General features: G+C 75.0%; 16 protein-coding genes. 6 read left to right on the forward strand and 10 right to left on the reverse strand.

The window, feature by feature from the left end:
* Positions 1-81: 81 nt before the first annotated feature.
* Positions 82-636, reverse strand: a complete 555-nt coding sequence (locus ACU610_RS21080; protein ID WP_446769649.1) for a bacterial proteasome activator family protein — start codon at positions 634-636, stop codon at positions 82-84.
* Between the two features lie 88 nt (positions 637-724).
* Between ACU610_RS21080 and ACU610_RS21085 the strand changes: the two genes are divergently transcribed.
* Positions 725-1,948 (forward strand): cysteine desulfurase-like protein, encoded by a 1,224-nt coding sequence (locus tag ACU610_RS21085; protein ID WP_446769650.1) that lies wholly within the window; start codon positions 725-727, stop codon positions 1,946-1,948.
* A gap of 58 nt (positions 1,949-2,006) precedes the next feature.
* Here ACU610_RS21085 and ACU610_RS21090 read toward each other — a convergent pair whose 3' ends face one another.
* Both ACU610_RS21090 and ACU610_RS21095 read right to left on the reverse strand, forming a co-directional pair.
* Complete coding sequence (locus ACU610_RS21090) at positions 2,007-2,999, reverse strand: NAD(P)H-quinone oxidoreductase (RefSeq protein ID WP_446769651.1); 993 nt, start codon at positions 2,997-2,999, stop codon at positions 2,007-2,009.
* A gap of 92 nt (positions 3,000-3,091) precedes the next feature.
* Entirely contained in the window at positions 3,092-3,814 is a 723-nt protein-coding gene (locus ACU610_RS21095; protein ID WP_446769652.1) for an NAD(P)-dependent oxidoreductase, read from the reverse strand.
* Between the two features lie 151 nt (positions 3,815-3,965).
* Here ACU610_RS21095 and ACU610_RS21100 point away from each other — a divergent pair, with 151 nt between their 5' ends.
* Positions 3,966-4,973, forward strand: a complete 1,008-nt coding sequence (locus ACU610_RS21100) for an AraC family transcriptional regulator (RefSeq protein ID WP_446769653.1) — start codon at positions 3,966-3,968, stop codon at positions 4,971-4,973.
* A 75-nt stretch (positions 4,974-5,048) separates the two neighbouring features.
* On the opposite strand, the gene ACU610_RS21105 is transcribed toward ACU610_RS21100, so the two are convergent.
* From ACU610_RS21105 to folP, 4 genes are all read right to left on the reverse strand, one after another.
* On the reverse strand, positions 5,049-6,017 hold the full coding sequence (locus ACU610_RS21105; protein ID WP_446769654.1) for an alpha/beta hydrolase: 969 nt from the start codon (positions 6,015-6,017) through the stop codon (positions 5,049-5,051).
* A gap of 42 nt (positions 6,018-6,059) precedes the next feature.
* Complete coding sequence (locus tag ACU610_RS21110; protein ID WP_446769655.1) at positions 6,060-7,661, reverse strand: 4-coumarate--CoA ligase family protein; 1,602 nt, start codon at positions 7,659-7,661, stop codon at positions 6,060-6,062.
* Positions 7,662-7,756: 95 nt separating this feature from the next.
* The gene (locus ACU610_RS21115; RefSeq protein ID WP_446769656.1) at positions 7,757-8,182 is read right to left on the reverse strand and encodes a PaaI family thioesterase; all 426 of its coding nucleotides are present in this window, start codon (positions 8,180-8,182) and stop codon (positions 7,757-7,759) included.
* A 131-nt stretch (positions 8,183-8,313) separates the two neighbouring features.
* The gene (folP, locus tag ACU610_RS21120; RefSeq protein WP_446769657.1) at positions 8,314-9,174 is read right to left on the reverse strand and encodes a dihydropteroate synthase; all 861 of its coding nucleotides are present in this window, start codon (positions 9,172-9,174) and stop codon (positions 8,314-8,316) included.
* 72 nt (positions 9,175-9,246) lie between these two features.
* On the opposite strand from folP, the gene ACU610_RS21125 reads away from it, so the two are divergent.
* Complete coding sequence (locus tag ACU610_RS21125; RefSeq protein ID WP_446769658.1) at positions 9,247-9,708, forward strand: MaoC family dehydratase; 462 nt, start codon at positions 9,247-9,249, stop codon at positions 9,706-9,708.
* A 122-nt stretch (positions 9,709-9,830) separates the two neighbouring features.
* On the opposite strand, the gene ACU610_RS21130 is transcribed toward ACU610_RS21125, so the two are convergent.
* Together ACU610_RS21130 and ACU610_RS21135 are read right to left on the reverse strand one after the other, a co-directional pair.
* Positions 9,831-11,084, reverse strand: a complete 1,254-nt coding sequence (locus ACU610_RS21130) for a serine hydrolase domain-containing protein (protein ID WP_446769659.1) — start codon at positions 11,082-11,084, stop codon at positions 9,831-9,833.
* A 172-nt stretch (positions 11,085-11,256) separates the two neighbouring features.
* A complete protein-coding gene (locus ACU610_RS21135) occupies positions 11,257-11,541 on the reverse strand; it encodes an HU family DNA-binding protein (RefSeq protein ID WP_091223132.1) in 285 nt (94 codons plus the stop codon).
* A gap of 194 nt (positions 11,542-11,735) precedes the next feature.
* Here ACU610_RS21135 and ACU610_RS21140 point away from each other — a divergent pair, with 194 nt between their 5' ends.
* Positions 11,736-12,659: an aldo/keto reductase gene (locus ACU610_RS21140; RefSeq protein WP_446769660.1), complete on the forward strand. Its 924-nt coding sequence runs from the start codon at positions 11,736-11,738 to the stop codon at positions 12,657-12,659.
* A 198-nt stretch (positions 12,660-12,857) separates the two neighbouring features.
* Positions 12,858-13,295, forward strand: a complete 438-nt coding sequence (locus tag ACU610_RS21145) for a VOC family protein (RefSeq protein ID WP_446769661.1) — start codon at positions 12,858-12,860, stop codon at positions 13,293-13,295.
* A gap of 163 nt (positions 13,296-13,458) precedes the next feature.
* Here the strand turns inward: ACU610_RS21145 and ACU610_RS21150 are convergent, their stop codons facing one another.
* A complete protein-coding gene (locus ACU610_RS21150; RefSeq protein WP_446770739.1) occupies positions 13,459-14,511 on the reverse strand; it encodes an EAL domain-containing protein in 1,053 nt (350 codons plus the stop codon).
* Positions 14,512-14,728: 217 nt separating this feature from the next.
* Between ACU610_RS21150 and ACU610_RS21155 the strand changes: the two genes are divergently transcribed.
* Positions 14,729-17,557 (forward strand): SpoIIE family protein phosphatase, encoded by a 2,829-nt coding sequence (locus tag ACU610_RS21155; RefSeq protein WP_446769662.1) that lies wholly within the window; start codon positions 14,729-14,731, stop codon positions 17,555-17,557.
* Positions 17,558-17,607: the final 50 nt, after the last annotated feature.

A 17,607-nucleotide genomic window follows, 5' to 3' on the forward strand; every position in this document is an offset into this window, starting at 1 on the left:
GAACGGTGACCTCCGATGATCACCGCGACAGCGGCCGGGGCACGGCACCTGGCCGCGGTGTCGTCCGGTAGGCCGACAGCGTCACAGGTACTGGCCGCCGCCGGGGTGCGCAAGGGGGCCGGGGGCCGGCTGCGAGCCGCCGGGCAGCGCGCGGCGTCGCATCTCCTCCAGCTGGGCGCGGGCGGCCATCTGCTGGGCGAACAGCGCGGTCTGGATGCCGTGGAAGACGCCCTCGAGCCAGCCGACCAGCTGGGCCTGGGCGATGCGCAGCTCGGCGTCGGACGGCGTGGCGTCCTCGCTGAACGGGAGCGTGATCCGCTCCAGCTCCTCGCGCAGCTCCGGGGCCAGGCCCTGCTCGAGCTCGCGGATCGAGGAGGCGTGGATGTCGCGCAGCCGGTTGCGGCTGGCGTCGTCCAGAGGCGCGGCCCGGACCTCCTCGAGCAGCTGCTTGATCATCGTGCCGATCCGCATGACCTTCGCCGGCTGCTCGACCATGTCGCCGATGGTGCCGCCACCCTCGCCGTCCCCACCAGCGGCTCCGCCGTCGGGCACGGGCATCGTGCCGACGGGCCGGCCGTCGGGGCCGACCACGACGACCTGCTGAGGGCGTCCACTGCCGTTGTCAGGTGCGGTCATGCCTCCATCCTCCCCGGCGTCGCGGCGGCCTGCCGGGGCGGCCCGGTCCGGGTCCGACCGCGGGAGGCAACGTCTAGTGTCGAGGCCCATGGGACCGGGGGAGGGGCGGCTGGACGTCGCCCGCGTCCGGGGCCTGTTCCCGGGGCTCTCCGACGGTCTGGTGCACGCCGAGGGGTCGGCCGGGGCGCTGTTGCCCGAGAACGTCGTGCTGGCGGTGGCGCAGGCGATGCGGGTGCCGGTGGCCGACCGCGGCGGGGTCTTCCCGGCGTCCGCCCGCGCGGAGGGGCTGGTCGCCAGCGCTCGCACCGCGGTCGCCGACCTGGTCGGCGGGGTACCCGCCGGCGTCGTCCTCGGGCCGGACGCCTCCCGGCTGACCTGGACGATGGCCCGCGCGCTGGCCCGGACCTGGCGGCCCGGCGACGAGCTGGTGGTCAGCCGGCTCGACCACGACGCCAACGTGCGGCCCTGGGTGGAGCTGGCCGCCCGTGCCGGCGTGGCCGTGCGCTGGGCCGAGGTGGACATCGAGACCGGCGAGCTGCCCGACTGGCAGTACGACGAGCTGCTCGGCCCCCGCACCAGGCTGGTCGCGGTGACGGCGGCCAGCTCCGCGATCGGCACCCGCCCGGACGTCGCGGCGATCGCCCGCCGCGCGCACGCGGTCGGCGCGCTGGTCTACGTCGACGGCACGCACGCCGCGGCGCACCACCTGCTCGACGCCCGGGCCATGGGTGCGGACTTCCTCGTCGTCGCCGCCGACATGTGGTGCGGCCCGCACGTGGGCGCGGTCGTGGCCGACCCGGGGCTGCTCGCGGAGCTGGAGCCCGAGAAGCTGGCGCCGGTGCCCGACCGGGTGCCCGACCGGTTCGAGAGCGGCGGATACGCCTTCGAGCTGCTGGCCGGCGTCACCGCGGCCGTCGAACACCTCGCGTCGCTGGACGACATCGCGACCGGCACCCGGCGGGACCGGCTGCGCGCTTCGATGACCGCGGTGGCCGCCTACGAACGCGGGCTGTTCGACTGGCTGGACCAGGCCCTGCGCGCGATGCGACACGTGCAGGTCATCGGCTCGGCTCCGCAGACCACGCCGACGCTGTCGTTCACCGTCCCCGGGATGCGTCCGCGGCAGGTGGCCCACGAGCTGTCCCGGCGGGGCATCTGCGCGTGGGACGGCGACCTCTCGGCGCGGGAGCTGTTCGACGCGCTCGGGGCCAACGAGGAGGGCGGCGCCGTGCAGCTGGGCCTGATGCACTACAACACGGCCGAGGAGGTCGGCTACATCGTCGACGCCGTCGCCGCGCTACGCCCGCGCTGACTCGAGGCATTGGAACCGATGCATACGTCCCGGGGGTCGCGGACGCATGCATTGCCTCCTATGCCTGGGTGAGCAGCAGGACCTTCCCGACGTGCTCGCTGGCGTCCACCACCCGGTGCGCCTCGGCGGCCTGCGACATCGGCAGCCGCCGGTCGACGATCGGCCGCACCACGCCCCGCTCGACGTCGGGCCACACGTCGTGGCGCACCGCCGCGACGATCTCGGCCTTGCCGCCGGGCCCGGTGGCCGGTCGGGAGCGCAGCGTCGTGGCGTGCACCGAGGCGCGCTTGCGCATCAGCTTGCCGAGGTCGAGCTCGGCCTTGGTGCCGCCTTGCATCCCGATGCAGACCAGCCGTCCACCGGTGGCCAGGACGTCGACGTTGCGGGCCAGGTACTTGGCGCCCATGTTGTCCAGGACGACGTCCACGCCGGCCCCGTCGGTCTCCTCCAGCACCCGTTCGACGAAGTCCTCGTCGCGGTAGTTGACGCCCACCTCCGCGCCCAGCTCCCGGCAGACGTCGAGCTTGGCCTGGGTGCCCGCCGTGGTGAACACGCGGGCGCCGGCGCGGGCGGCCAGCTGGATGGCCATGGTGCCGATGCCGCTGGACCCGCCGTGCACCAGGAACGTGTCGCCGCGGCGCAGGCGGGCGAGCATGAACACGTTGGACCACACGGTGCACACGACCTCGGGCAGCGCCGCCGCAGTGGCCAGCTCCACCCCGGCGGGGCGGGGGAGCAACTGCCCGGCGGGGACGGCGACCCGTTCGGCGTAGCCGCCGCCCGACAGCAGGGCACACACCTCGTCGCCGACCGACCAGCCGGTCACGCCCTCGCCGATCTCGCTGACGACCCCGCTGCACTCCAGGCCGAGGATCTCGCTGGCCCCGGGTGGCGGCGGGTAGTAGCCGGCCCGCTGGAGCAGGTCGGCCCGGTTGACCGCGGTGGCGACGACGTCGACGAGCACCTCGCCGGGCCGCAGCACCGGGTCGGGGGCCTCGCCCCAGCCGAGCACCTCTGGGCCACCGGATCCGCTGAGGGTCACCGCGCGCATGGCCCGACCCTAGAAGGACCCCTGCCCTCCACCGCTCGCAGGCTCGCGGCGGGACCCAGCAGGGGCCGGCCGTCCCCCCACCCCACCCGAGCTCAGGCAGGGCCACCCCCGTTCTCCCCCACGGGCTCGGGGAGGCCCGGGAGTGCGCCGCTGCGTGCTCCCGCCGTGGCCCCCGACACGGCCAGGACCCGCCCGTACCCACCGTGGGTCTCGGCCAGGTCCGCGAGGACCCCGCCCACCGCTCGCCGTGACACCCGCATGCCGTCGACGTCCCCGGTGCGGGAGAGGGCGGCCGGCTCGTCGCCGTCGGTCAGGTACACCGGTTGCACGAGCGTCCAGTCCAGCCCGCTGCCGCGGACGATCCGCTCCTGCCGTTCGTGGTCGGCGATCTGCGGGCGCAGCAGCAGGGCGAACACCAGCCGGCTGGACAGCGGCAGCCGGTCGCGCGTCTCTCCCACGCCGTAGGAGGACTGGACGACCAGCCGCCGCACGCCGTGCTCCCGCATGGCGGCGACCACGGTCGCGGTGCCGCGCGAGCGCACGTCGAGCGCGGTCCCCGCGCTGCCGAGCAGCCGCACCCGCAGCGGCGGCTCGCTGATGCCCAGCGTCACCACGACCGCGTCCTGCCCGCGGACGGCGCGTCCGACGTCCCCCGGCACGGTGGCGTCGCCGTCCACCGCCCGGACCCCGGCACGGTCCCCGAACACCGCGCTCGCCCGGCGGGCGAAGGCGGTCACCTCGTGCCCACGGCCGGCGAGCGCCTCCACCGCCGGCCGGCCCGATCCCCCGGTTGCCCCCACGACCAGCACCTTCACGTCCCTGCTCCTCTCCGGAGTACCGGCCTGCTGACCGGCACCCCGAGACTGGCGAGCCCGGGCCGTGCCGCCCATGACCGCGCGTCCGGGGTCCGTGCCCGTTCGTCCGGACGGCCTGGACGCCCGGTGCCCGCCTGGCCAGGCTGGACGCATGACCACCGGGGAGCTGCGCGCTCCACCTCGCGACCGCCCGTGGGTGCCGGTCGACCCGATCGGCGGGGTGCTCGCGGACCTGCGCATCCGGGGCACCTTCTACTGCCGTGCGGAGGTCACCGCCCCGTGGGGCCTGGAGATGCCCTCCTTCGACGGCTGCATGAGCTTCCACGTCGTCACGGAGGGCGGTTGCGTGCTCGAGGTCGACGGTGTGCGGTCCGTACTCGGCCCCGGGGACCTGGCGCTGGTGCCGCACGGGCGAGGGCACCTGCTGCGCAGCGACCCGGGCGCGCGGATCGCCGGCCGGGCGGACGTGCTGCCCCAGCACTACCTCGGGGAGCACTACTCGGTGCTGCGGCTCGACGGCGGCGGTGCCCGCACCGGTCTGGTCTGCGGCGTCGTCCAACCCGACCGGCCCGGGGCCGCGCACCTGCTCGGGCTGCTGCCGCCGGTCCTGCACGTCGACGGGCGCGACGCGGCACGCGGGGGCTGGCTCCCGGTGCTGCTGGGGGTGATCGCCGACGAGGCCCGGCACGACCGGCCCGGCGCCGAGGCGGTGGTCACCCGGCTCGCCGACGTCGTCGTCATCCAGGCCGTGCGGGGCTGGCTGGACACCGCGGCCACCGGGCCGGGCTGGCTGCGGGCCCTGCGGGACCCGCAGGTGGGCCGCGCGGTGGCGCAGCTGCACCGGGACCCGGGGACGGCGTGGACGCTGACCCGCCTGGCCCGCGAGGCGCGGATGTCCCGCTCCTCGTTCGCCGCCCGGTTCACCGAGCTCGCCGGGGAACCGGCCATGCACTACGTCGCCCGCTGGCGGATGCACCTGGCCACCGTCGCCCTGGCCGACGGTGCGCGGGTCGGGGAGCTGGCCCGGCACCTCGGCTACGAGTCGGAGGCCGCCTTCTCCCGGGCCTACAAGCGGGTGGTCGGCGTCCCTCCGGTCACGGCGACGCGGCGGGACGCCGGACTCACCGAACCGCCGGCCGCAGCGGGTGCGGCCGACTGAGACCTCTGGCGGCCTCGCCGGCCCCTGCAGGGGCCCGCCGCGGGCCTGCGAGCGGTGGGGAGCAGGGGGCCTCGTTCAGGAGCGGGCCGCCGGCGCCTCGGTGCGGAGGTGGAGAGCCAGCTCGGCGCACAGCTCGGCCATCGCCTGCGGGGCGCTGCGGCAGAAACCGGGGAAGCTGAGGTAGCCGTGCGGCATGCCGACGTACGTCGTCGTCCGCACCGGCACCCCTGCCGCCCGCAGCGCAGCGGCGTAGCGCAGGCCGTCGTCGCGGATCGGGTCGTGTTCGGCCACCTGGACCAGGGCGGGCGGCAGTCCGGAGTGGTCGGTCGCGAACAGCGGCGATGCGTACGGATCGCGCGGGTCCTGCCCGCCCAGGTAGAGGTCCCGGAAGGCCACGCAGTCGGCCTTGGTCAGCACCGGCGCGTCCGCGTTCTCCTCGATCGACGGGCTGGACAGGGTGAGGTCGGTGGCGGGGTAGACCAGCCCCTGGAAGGCGATCCGGGGTCCGTTGCGGTCCCGCGCCATCAGCGCGACGACGGCGGAGAGGTTGCCGCCGGCGCTGTCGCCCATGACCGCCACGCGGTCGGGGTCGGCGCCGAACTCCGCCGCGCGGGCCACCACGTCGCACAGCGCGGCGTAGCAGTCCTCGGAGCCGGCCGGCCAGCGATGGGTGGGCGCGAGCCGGTAGTCCACGGACACCACGACCGCCCCCACCGCGGCCGCGACGCTGCTGCAGTGCCAGTCGACCCCGTCGAGGTCGCCGAGCACCCAGCCCCCGCCGTGGAAGTCCACCACGAGCGGCAGCGGACCCTCCTCGCCCGCTGGTCGGTGCACCCGCGCCGGCAGGCGCCCGACCTGGCCCGCCACCTCGACGTCCTCCTGCTCGGTGCCGGGCGCCACCCCGCCGAACACGACGTCGACCACGCGGTTGTGGCCCAGGTGCCGTGCCTGCGCCTGCGCGATCCCCTCGGCGTCCAAGCGGGTGATCGAGAAGCGGCGGGACAGCAGTCCCAGCAGCCGCACCCGCAGGTCCATGCGTGCCATCGGCCAGCCCTCCCCGTCCCGGTGGCCCCGTCCCCGCCGTCCTCAGCCCGCCGCGCGGAGGTCCTTGCGCAGGATCTTGCCGGCCGCTGACTTCGGCACCGCCTCGATGAACTCGACGATGCGGATCTTCTTGTGCGGCGCCACCTTGCCGGCCATGTACTCGATGACCGCCTCCTGGGTCAGCGCCGAGCCGGGCGACCGGACGACGAAGGCCTTGGGCAGCTCCTCGCCGCTGTCCTTGTCCGGGACGCCGATGACCGCGGCGTCGGCGATCTCCGGGTGGCTGATCAGCACGGCCTCGAGCTCGGCCGGGGCCACCTGGTAGCCCTTGTACTTGATCAGCTCCTTGACCCGGTCGACGACGGTGTAGCAGCCGTTCTCGTCGACGATCGCGACGTCACCGGTGTGCAGCCAGCCGTCGGCGTCGATCGTGTCCGCCGTCGCCTCGGGGTTGTTCAGGTAGCCCTTCATGACGTTCGGGCCGCGCACCCAGAGCTCGCCGCGCTCGCCGGTGGGGGCGTCCTGGCCGGTGGCGGGGTCGACCAGCCGGCACTCGGAGTTCGGGACGGCGAAGCCGACCGAGCCCTTGGGGACCGACCCGGCGGGCACGCCCGGCGGCTCGGAGCCGAGGTCGGGGGTGGTGTGCGAGACCGGCGACAGCTCGGTCATCCCGTAGCCCTGCGCCACCGTGACGCCGCTGTCCGCGCCCCTCCGCAGCCGCTTCTCGGCGGCGAGCGCGAGCTGTTCGTCGAGGGGGGCGGCGCCGGAGGTGATCGAGGTCAGCGAGGAGAGGTCGTACTGGTCGACCAGCGGGTGCTTGGCCAGCGCCAGCAGGATGGGCGGCGCCACGAAGGCCCGCGTGATCTTGTGGTCCTGGATGGTGCGCAGGAAGTCCTCGAGGTCGAAGCGCGGCAGCGTCACGACCGCGCCGCCCCAGGCCAGGCCCTGGTTCATCAACACGGTGAGCCCGTAGATGTGGAAGAAGGGCAGGACGGCGATGATCCGCTCGTCCGAGCCGAGCTGGATGAGCGGCCGGCACTGCGCCACGTTGGCCACCAGGTTGCGGTGGGTGAGCATGACGCCCTTGGGCAGGCCCGTGGTGCCGCTCGAGTAGGGCAGCGTGACGAGGTCGTCGGCCGGGTCGATGTCGACCTGGACCGACGGTGCGTCGGTGGAGAGCAGGTCGACCAGCGAGGCGTGGCCCTCAGCGCCGTCCATGACGACGACCTCGCCGACCGGGGACTTCTCCACCGCCGCCAGCGCCCGGTCGAGGAACGGCGAGACGGTGACGAGGATCCTCGCGCCGGAGTCGCGCAGCTGGAAGGCGATCTCGTCGGGCGTGTACAGCGAGTTGATCGGCGACATCACGCAGCCGGCGGCGGCGATGCCGTGGAAGACCACCGGGAACCACGGGGTGTTGGGGCAGAAGACCGCCACGACGTCGCCCTTGCGCAGGCCGCGGGCGTGCAGCGCGGCCGCGACGCGGTCGACGTAGGCGGCCAGCTGTCCGTGGGTGATGACGTCGCCCCTGAGGCCGTCGATGAGCGCGGGCGCGTCGGGCTTCTCGCGCCCGGCGGCGAGGACGAACTCGGGGACGGAGACGTCGGGGATCTCGACGTCGGGGTAACGACTGGCCAGCGCCACGGACAGCACTCCTTCGCACGACGGTGTGGCGCCAGTCTCACATCCCTGGTGGTCGCGGCTCCAACGGGGTTACCGGTGAGTACCCGGACGGGTGGTCAGCGCGGCCAGAGCACCGACTGGGTGCACCGGAACAACGCGATCGTCTTCCCCGTGCCGTCCGCGGTCACCACGGCGTCCCACACCTGCGTCGTCCGTCCGGCGTGCGCGTTGGTCGCCACGGTGGTCACCCGACCCTCGCGCAGGGTGCCGAGGAAGTTGCTCTTCAGCTCGATGGTGGTGAAGCCCACCGACCCCTCCGGCAGCAACGCCCGCGTGGCCAGTCCGCAGGCCGTGTCGGCCAGCCCCACCACGGTCGCGGCGTGCAGGTAGCCGTTGGGTGCCAGCAGCTCCGGGCGGACGTCGAGCCCGGCCGCCAGCCGGCCGGGCTCGTGCGCGGTGACCGTCAGCCCGAGCAGGCCCGGCAGGGTGCCCGGCAGCAGCGCGTTGAGCTCGTCGGCGGTGTGGAACCCGGTGGCGGCCATGGTCGGCAACCTATCGAGGGGCCGCGCCCCGATGATCAGGTGAGCTGATCATCGAGGGTCCTGGCTCACCGCCGGTGGTGAGCCAGGACCGGTGACGGTGAGCCGAGCTGATCGTCGGAGGAAGGCCCGCCTCACGCCAGGCCGCGGGTGGTGCGGGCCGGCGGGCGGTCGCCGCGGATCGACGCCACCATGTCCAGCGTCTGGCGGGTCGCCGCGACGTCGTGCGCGCGGAACACCGTCGCGCCGAGCCAGGCGCTCACCGCGGTCGCCGCGAGCGTGCCGGTCAGCCGCTGCTCCAGCGGGACGTCGAGGGTCTCGCCCACGAAGTCCTTGTTCGACAGCGCCACCAGCACCGGCCACCCGGTGGCGACCAGCTCGTCGAGCCGGCGGGTCGCCTCCAGCGAGTGCCGGGTGTTCTTGCCGAAGTCGTGCCCGGGGTCGACCAGCACCCGCTCGCGGTCCACGCCCGCCGCGACCGCGGCCTCGGCCAGCGCCGTCGTCCGGGCCACCACGTCGGCCACGACGTCGTCGTAGGCGACGCGGTGGGGGCGGGTGCGCGGAGGCAGCCCGCCGGCGTGGGTGCAGACGATCCCGGCGCCGGCCTCGGCCGCCACCTTCGCGAGCTCCGGCTCGACGCCGCCCCACGCGTCGTTGACGACGTCGGCGCCGGCGGCCAGCGCCTCCCGCGCGACCTCCGCCCGCCAGGTGTCGATCGAGATCGGCAGGGTCGGGTGCGCGTCGCGGATGGCGGCGACCAGGTCGACCGTCCGGCGGATCTCCTCGGCGGCGTCGACCTCCTCCCCGGGAGCGGCCTTGACGCCGCCGACGTCCACCATGTCGGCGCCCTCGGAGACGACCCGGTCGACGCGCTCGACGGCGGCGGCGAGCTCGTAGGTCGCGCCGCGGTCGTAGAAGGAGTCGGGGGTGCGGTTGACGATGGCCATGACCACCAGCCGTCCGGGCGGCACGTCGAGAGCACCGAGCCGCAGCAACCCCGCTCCCCTCGCCGTCGCGCTGTGTGGTGGAGTCAGCAAACCAGACCCGCGGAGCAGGAGGAGACGCTCATGGCGCAGACCACGGTCGAGGGCATCGACGGCGTGCTGGCGAAGGTCGGCCAGCACCTCGGGCACAGCGACTGGCTCGAGATCACCCAGGAGCAGGTCAACCAGTTCGCCGAGGCCACCCACGACCACCAGTGGATCCACGTCGACGTCGAGCGGGCGAAGCGGGAGAGCCCGTTCGGCGGCCCGATCGCGCACGGCTACCTGACGTTGTCGCTGGTCTCGGCGCTGTCGGCGCAGATCATCGATGCGAAGGGCTTCCGGATGGGGGTCAACTACGGCGCCGAGAAGATCCGCTTCATGTCGCCGGTGCCGGTCGGCTCCCGCATCCGCGCCTCCGCGACCCTCGACGAGGCCAAGCAGTTCGAGGGCGGCGTGCAGATGAACCTGGGCATCACGATGGAGATCGAGGGGCAGAGCAAGCCGGCGATGGTCGCCTCGATCCTCTTCCGCCGCTACCTCTGAACGACCCGCCACGGCCCCACATGGTGATCAGCTGACCTGATCGTCCCCGGTCCTGGCTCACCACTGGCCGTGAGCCAGGACCGGGGACCGTGATCAGAGCTGATCACGGGACGGGGTCCCTCTCAGTCCACCAGCGCCTGGTTGACGAGCTGGCGGAGGTAGTTGCGGACCGGCAGCGTGCTCGACGGCATCAGCTGGGTGTAGAAGCCGACGGTCACGTCCTCTACCGGGTCCACGTAGAAGGCCGTGGACGCCGCCCCGCCCCAGCTGTAGTCGCCGAGGCTGGACAGCACGCCGTAGCGCACCGGGTCGACGACCATCGAGAAGCCCAACCCGAAGCCCACCCCGCGCAGCGGCGTCTCGGCGAACAGCGGCCGGCCGAAGGTCTCCAGGTCCTGGTTGCCCGGCAGGTGGTTGCGGGTCATCAGCGCGATCGTGCGCGAGCCCAGCAGCCGGCCGCCGTCGTAGGAGCCGCCGCGGCGCAGCAGCTCGACGAAGCGCAGGTAGTCCGCGGCGGTGGAGACCAGCCCGCCGCCACCGGAGAGGAACACCGGCTTGGAGAGCGCGGTCGCGCCCATGGCGTCCAGCGGCGCGAACCCGGTCGGGGCGCCGCCGGGCCGGCCGGGCACGGCTCCGTACAGCCGGGCCAGGGACTCGGGGTCGTCGCCCTCGCGCAGGCCGAACGAGGTGTCGGTCATGCCGAGCGGGGCGAAGATGCGCTGCTCGAAGAACTCGTCGAGCGGCTGCCCGGAGACGACCTCGACCAGCCGGCCGAGGACGTCGGTGGAGACGCCGTAGTTCCACTCCGCGCCGGGCTGGAAGACCAGCGGGATCGCGGCCCACTGGCGACAGACCTCGGCGGAGTCCGCGCCGGCGGGGGTGCCCCACTCGTGCCCGGCGGCCCGGTACATCGCGTCGACCGGGTGGGCGTGGTGGAAGCCGTAGGTGAGCCCGGAGGTGTGCGTGAGCAGGTGCCACACCCGGATCGGCTCCATCTGCGGCGCGGTGACCGGCTTCTGCGCCGAGCCCGCCACGTAGACGCGGGTCTCGGCGAACTCCGGCAGCCACCGGGCGATCGGGTCGGAGAGCTGGAAGGCGCCCTCCTCGTACAGCATCATCGCCGCGACCGAGGTGATCGGCTTGGTCATCGAGTAGATGCGCCAGCGGGTGTCCCGCTCGACGGGCAGGCCGACCTCGACGTCGCGGCACCCGGCCGAGCTGACGTGCACCAGGTGTCCGTGCCGGGCCACGGTCACCAGGTAACCGGGCAGCTGGCCGTCGTCCACGTAGCGGGCCAGCCGCCGGTCCAGCCGGGCCAGCCGGCCGGTGTCGAAGCCGACCTCGGTCGGGTCGATGTCCACCTCGAGTGCCGTCACGGGTCCTCCGTCCCTCGTGCCGCCCGCCGTCGGACGGCGACTGCCCGGGCATCCTGACCCACGCGGTCGTGGGACCGGTCACAGGGGCAGCCGCCGTCCCGACGCGGTGGACGGCCCCCTTGCAGGGTCCCGCCGCGAGCGTGCGAGCGGTGGGGGGCAAGGGGGTCCTTACTCAGACCGGCACGTTGCTGGCGGCCTTCTTCAGGTTCGAGCCCGCGGTGACCTTGACCGTGTTGGCGGCGGGGATGTCGATCGACTCGCCGGTCTGCGGGTTGCGGCCGGTGCGCGCCGAGCGCTGCGTGCGCTCGACGGTCAGCAGGCCGGAGACGGCGACCTTCTCGCCGCGGGTGATGGCGTCGACGAGCTCGTCCTGGAGCCCGGCGAGCACCGAGTCCACGGTCGAGGTGGGCACGTCGGCCCGCTTGGCGATGGCGGAGACGAGTTCGGCCTTGTTCACGGGGTTCCTTCCGTGTCGGTGACAGAGCGTGCCGGACCACGCCAATGGCGAGGTCGGACCGCAGGCACGGTGCCATGCGCCCCTGACAGTCCGCCACCGAGGGGGTCGAACGGGTCCCTCACGTCCCACCGGTCCCGCGAGGTGGACCGGTTCCCACGCGGCGCCCCGACGGCCCCCGCCCTTAGCGTTGGGACATGCCAGTCATCCCCGGGACCGACCTCACCGTCAGCGGCCTCTGCCTGGGCGGCAACGTGTTCGGCTGGACGGCGGACGAGCCGACGTCCTTCGCCGTGCTCGACCGGTTCACCGACGCGACGGTCAGCACGCTCGCGCCGTTCGTCGACACCGCGGAGTCCTACGGTCGCGGCGCCTCGGAGGAGATCCTCGGCAACTGGATGGCCGAGCGCGGCCTGCGCGACCGCATGGTGGTGGCGACCAAGGCCTCGCGGCTGGAGAAGGAGCACCCGCTGTCGGCCGCGGAGATCCGGACGGCGGTCGAGGGTTCGCTGCGCCGGCTGCAGACCGACCGGATCGACCTCTACTACGCGCACCACGACGACGAGAGCACGCCGCTGGAGGAGACGCTGCGCGCGTTCGACGAGCTGGTCCAGGCGGGGAAGGTCCGCCACGTCGCGGCGTCGAACTACTCGCCGGAGCGGCTGACCGAGGCGCTGGAGACCTCGCAGCGGCTGGGGCTGACCCGGTACGTGGCGCTGCAGCCGCACTACAACCTCATGGAGCGGGCGGCGTACGAGGACGGGCTGCGCGAGGTCGTGGCCGCCCACGACCTGGGCGTGCTGCCCTACTACGCGCTGGCCAAGGGCTTCCTGACCGGCAAGTACCGGGCCGGCGAGCAGGTCGACTCGCCGCGGGCGGAGCGCGCCTCGGCCTACGTGGGGGAGCGGGGTGACCGGGTGTTGTCCGCGCTGCAGCAGGTGGCCGACGGGCACGGGGTGACGGTCGCGGCGGTGGCGCTGCGCTGGCTGGCCGACCGGCCCACCGTCGTCTCGCCGATCGCCAGCAGCCGCTCGGTCGAGCAGCTGGCCGACCTGCTGCCCATGCAGGACCTCGTGCTCACCGAGGAGGAGACGCGGGCGCTGGACGCCGCCAGCGAGTGACCAGCGGCCGGTGACCTCGGCGGGAGGGTGGCCAGGGTGCCCGGATCGCGGCCCCGGAGGAGGATCCACGGCGTCGCGTGGGCCTGCCGGTGATGCCGGCGGCCGACCGTGGAGCACTGTCAACGGTCGAGGACGTCCCGGGACCGGTCAGCGATGTCCTGACTCCAGTCCGGTCCTCGGTCCCCTACGTTGCGTGGCATGACGATCTACCGGCTGGATCACGCCGGCGTCGTGGTCGAGGACCTCACGGCTGCTGTCGCGTTCTTCGTCGAGCTGGGCCTGGAACTGGAGGGCGAGGCAGCAGTCGAGGGTGAATGGGTGGACCAGCTCGTGGGGCTGGACGGCGTCCGGGCGGACATCGCCGTCGTGCGGACCCCGGACGGTCACGGCCGGGTCGAGCTGTCGACGTTCCGCTCGCCGGTGGCCACCGGCACTGCGCCGAGGGCGCCGATGAACACCCCGGGCATCCCCCGCCTCACCTTCGCCGTCGACGCCGTCGACGACGTCCTCGACCGCCTGCGCGCCCACGGCGCCGAACTCGTGGGCGCGGTGGCGCAGTACGGCGACACCTACCGGTACTGCTACGTCCGCGGCCCCGACGGCATCGTCATCGGGCTGGTCGAGGACCTCCGCTGAACGACACCCCGAGCACCGGCACCACCGTGTGACGGTCCCCGCTCGGTAGGCGGCGACGCCGGCCTGCACGTCCGCGACGCCCGCCGAGGAGGACCCGCCCACCACGACCGTCCGGGCCCGCGTGCCGGCCGAGCCGCACACGACGGTGGCCGCATCCGGTGGGTCAGGAACCGGCCAGCAGCGGCTGCTGCCGAGCCCGGCGCGCGACCGCCGCGGCGAGGTCCTCGACGCGCAGCAGGCCCACGACCGCGCCGGTCGGGTCGGTGCAGACCACCGGGTCGAAGCGCTGCGCCGGAGGCCGCGCCACCGCCCGCTGGAGGGTCGCGGCGACGTCGTCCGACGGGACGGCCCGGAGCGAGACCGGGGCCCGGTGGAGTTCCCCGGTGCGCGGGCAGGCCAGCCACAGCGCGACCGGCTCCCCGTGCCGGCCCACCAGCACCCCCGGGGGGACGGCGGGTGGCGGCTCGCCGACGTCACACTGGCGCACCGGGCGCACGAGCGCGGCGAGCCCCTCGGAGGTCCGGGCGCGGGCGGCGGAGGTGCGGACCAGCGCGGCGACCTCGGGGGCCAGCGGGGCGGGCTCCGGCGTCGGCCGGCCCAGCAGCCAGCCCTGCGCGAGCGGGACGCCGAGCCGGGCCAGCGCGGCCAGCTCCCCGGCCGTCTCGACGCCCTCGGCCACGAGCCGGGCACCGATCCGGCCGGCGAGATCGCGCACGACCTCGGGGAGCGCGCTGCGGACCGGGTCGCCGGCGACGCCGGTCACCAGGGTCCGGTCGAGGCCGACGAGGTCGGGACGGACGGCGGCCGCGGAGAGCAGGCCGGAGGCGGCGTCGTCCACCGCGACGAGGGCTCCGCGGGCGCGCAGCGCGTCGGTCTGCCGGCGCAGCGCGTCGAGGTCGTCGACCGGCGTGTGCCCGGCGAGCTGGACGACGACGCGCGACAGGTCCGGCCGGGTGGCGAGCGCCTCCTGGACCGGGGCGCTGCCGAGCAGGTGCGGGCGGACAGGAACGGTGAGGGACGTGTCGTCGGGCAGCAGTGGGACGGCGGCCAGCGCCTTGGTGACCGCCAGCGCCTCGAGCTCGGCGGCCAGGCCGCAGTCCGCGGCGGCGGCGTACCAGACGGCGCCTCGTAGCCCACGACCCGCGCGGTGGCGAGGTCGACGACCGGCTGGAACACCGGCGTGAGGTCGTCGGGGTCGGCCAGCAGCGGACGGCAGTCGGGCAGCCGGCTCGTGAGGATCGCCGTCATGGCCAGCCCATCGGCGCCGGCGCCGCCGGGCTCCACCGGGACGGGCCCCGCCTCACCCGAGGGGGTGGCCGACGGGCGTGACACGTGCGGGGGACGTTCCGGGGTCACGGGGGCGCTGCGTGTCAGGATGTCGGGTCGACGCGGCTGGCGCACGGGCCGCCCACGGTGGACGAGGGAGCGCGCGCATGGCGTCGGCACTCCCGCCCCCGCAGTCCGACGTGCTCCCCGACCCGAGGCGCGTCGCTGCGGCCCGGCGGCTGCTCGCCGAGGCGTCTCCCGGCGTCCACGACCGGCTCGCGCAGCTCGCCGCGCGGCTGGCGGGGACCCCTGCGGCGCTGGTCTGCCTGGTCACCGACGCCGAGGTGCCCGTGGGCTCCTGCGGCCTGCCGGCGTCGGTCGTCAGCGGCCCGCTGCCCCTCGAGGGCTCCCCGTGCGCGGTGACCGTCGGGCTGGGCGTCCCCGTCGTCGCTCCGGACGCGGCGCAGGACCAGCGGCTGGCCGGCCTCCCCGCGGCGGTGGACGGGGCCCTCGTCGCCTACCTCGGCGTGCCCCTGCGCGCGCGGTCCGGGCAGGCCGTCGGAGCACTGGCGGTGTTCGACGGCGTCCGGCGCGACTGGTCGCCGGACCAGGTCGCCTCCCTCGAGCAGCTGGCCGCCTCGGTGGTCGCGGAGCTCGAGCTCTCCGCGGCCCGGTCGGCCGCGGACACCTCCCTGATGCGCCTGGAGCTGGCGCTGGAGGCCAGTGCCGTGGGCACCTGGGAGGTCGACCTCCAGCGGGAGACCATCGACTGGGACGAGCGCTGCGCGGCGATCTTCGGGTACGACTCCACCGTCCGCATGGCCCTGGACCGGTTGTTCGACCGGCACGTGCACCCCGACGACCGCGCGCGGGCGCAGGAGGAGATGCAGGCCGCCGTCGACGCCCTGGCGCAGTACACGGTCGAGCTGCGGGTCCTGCGGGCCGACGGCGTGGTGCGCTGGACGGTCAGCCGCGGCCGGGTCCTGGCCGGTCCGGACGGCGCGCCGCAGCGGATCGTGGGCACGGTCGTCGACGTCACGGAGGCGCACGAGCAGGCCGACCGGGAGCTCGCCGCGGTCCGCCGGGCCGCCGCGATCGCCGAGGTCGCCGCCGAGCTCGCCGGCGCCACGCAGGTCACCCAGCTCGCCGAGATCGCGCTGCGCGCGGCCGCCGTGCTCGGTGCCGAGGCGATCGGCCTGGCGGTGGTCGACCCGCGCGACGGCGAGCTGTACCTGCACCTGACCCGGCGCATCCTCGACACCGTGGCCAGCGCGGCCGACGTCGCCCTACCGGCCGGCGGGGTGCAGACGCCGATGGACGACGCGCTGCCCATCCAGTGGGTCGCCCGGCAGGGCGAGGCGCTGCTGTTCGCCGACGCGGCCGAGGTCGAGGCCCGCTTCCCCAGGATGGCCGAGGTCAACGCCATGCTGGGCACGCGGGCGCTGGCCGCGCTGCCGCTGCGGGTCGAGGGCCGGCTGCTCGGCAGCTTCACCGTCGTCTGGACGACCGAGCACGCCTTCACCGCCACCGACGTCGAACTGCTGGAAGGCCTCACCGCCCAGCTCGCCCTGACCGCCTCCCGGCTGCGGGCCGACATCGTGCGCGCCGACGCGGTGGCCGCGATGACCGCGGCGACCGCCCGCCTGCAACTGCTCGCCGACGCCGGCCGGGTGCTGTCAGGGACGCTGGAGATCACCGGGCAGGTGGGCCAGCTCGCCGACGTCGTCGTCCCCACCCTAGCCGACTGGTGCTGGTTGGTGGTCACCGACGAGCAGGGCCGCCTGCACGAGATGGCCTCGGCGCACCGCGACCCCGAGCTCCGCGCCGAGCTGGAGCTGTACGTGCACTCGATGGTCGCGGTGATGACCGAGGAGGCCGCCGCGGCGGTGGTCACCCGCACCGGCCGCCCGCTCGTGCTGCCCCGGATCGACGCCGCGCGGGTCGAGCGGGCCATCCCCGAGCCGGCGACCCGGGAGCTGCTGGGTCGGCTGGGGCCGGCCTCCGGCGTGGTCGTGCCGCTGACCGCCCGCGGGCAGTCCCTCGGTGCGCTGGGCCTGTTCAACGGCGCGGAGCGGGGGCCGCACACGCCGGCCGAGGTGGAGACCGCGCTCGAGGTGGGCCGCCGGGCCGGCCTGGCCCTGCACCACGCCCGGCTCTTCGGGCAGCAGCGGGCGCTGGCGGGGGCGCTGCAGCACAGCATGCTCACCGACCCGCCGGAGCCGGACCACTGCGAGATCGTCGTCCGGTACGTGCCCGCCGCGGACGGCGCCGAGATCGGCGGCGACTGGTACGACGCGTTCCTGGAGCCCGGCGGGGCGACCGTGCTGGCCATCGGCGACGTCGTCGGGCACGACGTCCGGGCCGCCGCGGCGATGGGCCAGCTGCGCAGCCTGCTGCGCGGGATCAGCTACTCCAGCGGCGCCCCGCCGGCGCAGGTGCTGGCCCAGGTCGACCGCGCCGTCCGCGGGCTGGGGCTGGACACGATGGCCACGGCGCTGGTCGCCCGCCTCGAGCAGACGGACGACGACCTGCGCGCCGACCGGACGCTGATGCGCTGGTCCAGCGCCGGCCACCCGCCGCCGGTGCTGCTCCGGCCCGACGGTCAGGTGCAGGTGCTCGACGGCGACCTGCCCGACCTGCTGCTCGGCGTCGACCCCTCGGTGGCGCGGCACGACCGGGTGGCCGTCCTCCCCGCGGGCAGCACGGTCTTCCTGCACACCGACGGGCTGGTCGAGCGCCGTGACCGCGACCTCGACGCCGGCACCGCCGCGCTGGTGTCCGTGCTGGCCGAGTACGCCGTGCTGCCGCTGACCGACCTGTGCGACCGGGTGCTCGAGCGGTTGTTCCTGCCCGACGCCGAGGACGACGTCGCGCTGCTCGCCGTCCGGCTGCACCCCCAGGGCCGCCCCCGGCCGCCCGAGGCCGGCCCGCAGGTGGTGCCACCGGAGTTCCCGCCCGCGCCCGCGGTCCACCCGGAGGCCCGCACCGCCAGGTGAGGGCGCCGCGCGGCCCCGTCCGGAGGCTCGCCGCGAGCCTGCGAGCGGTG

It is taken from the genome of Geodermatophilus sp. URMC 61, assembly GCF_052931555.1.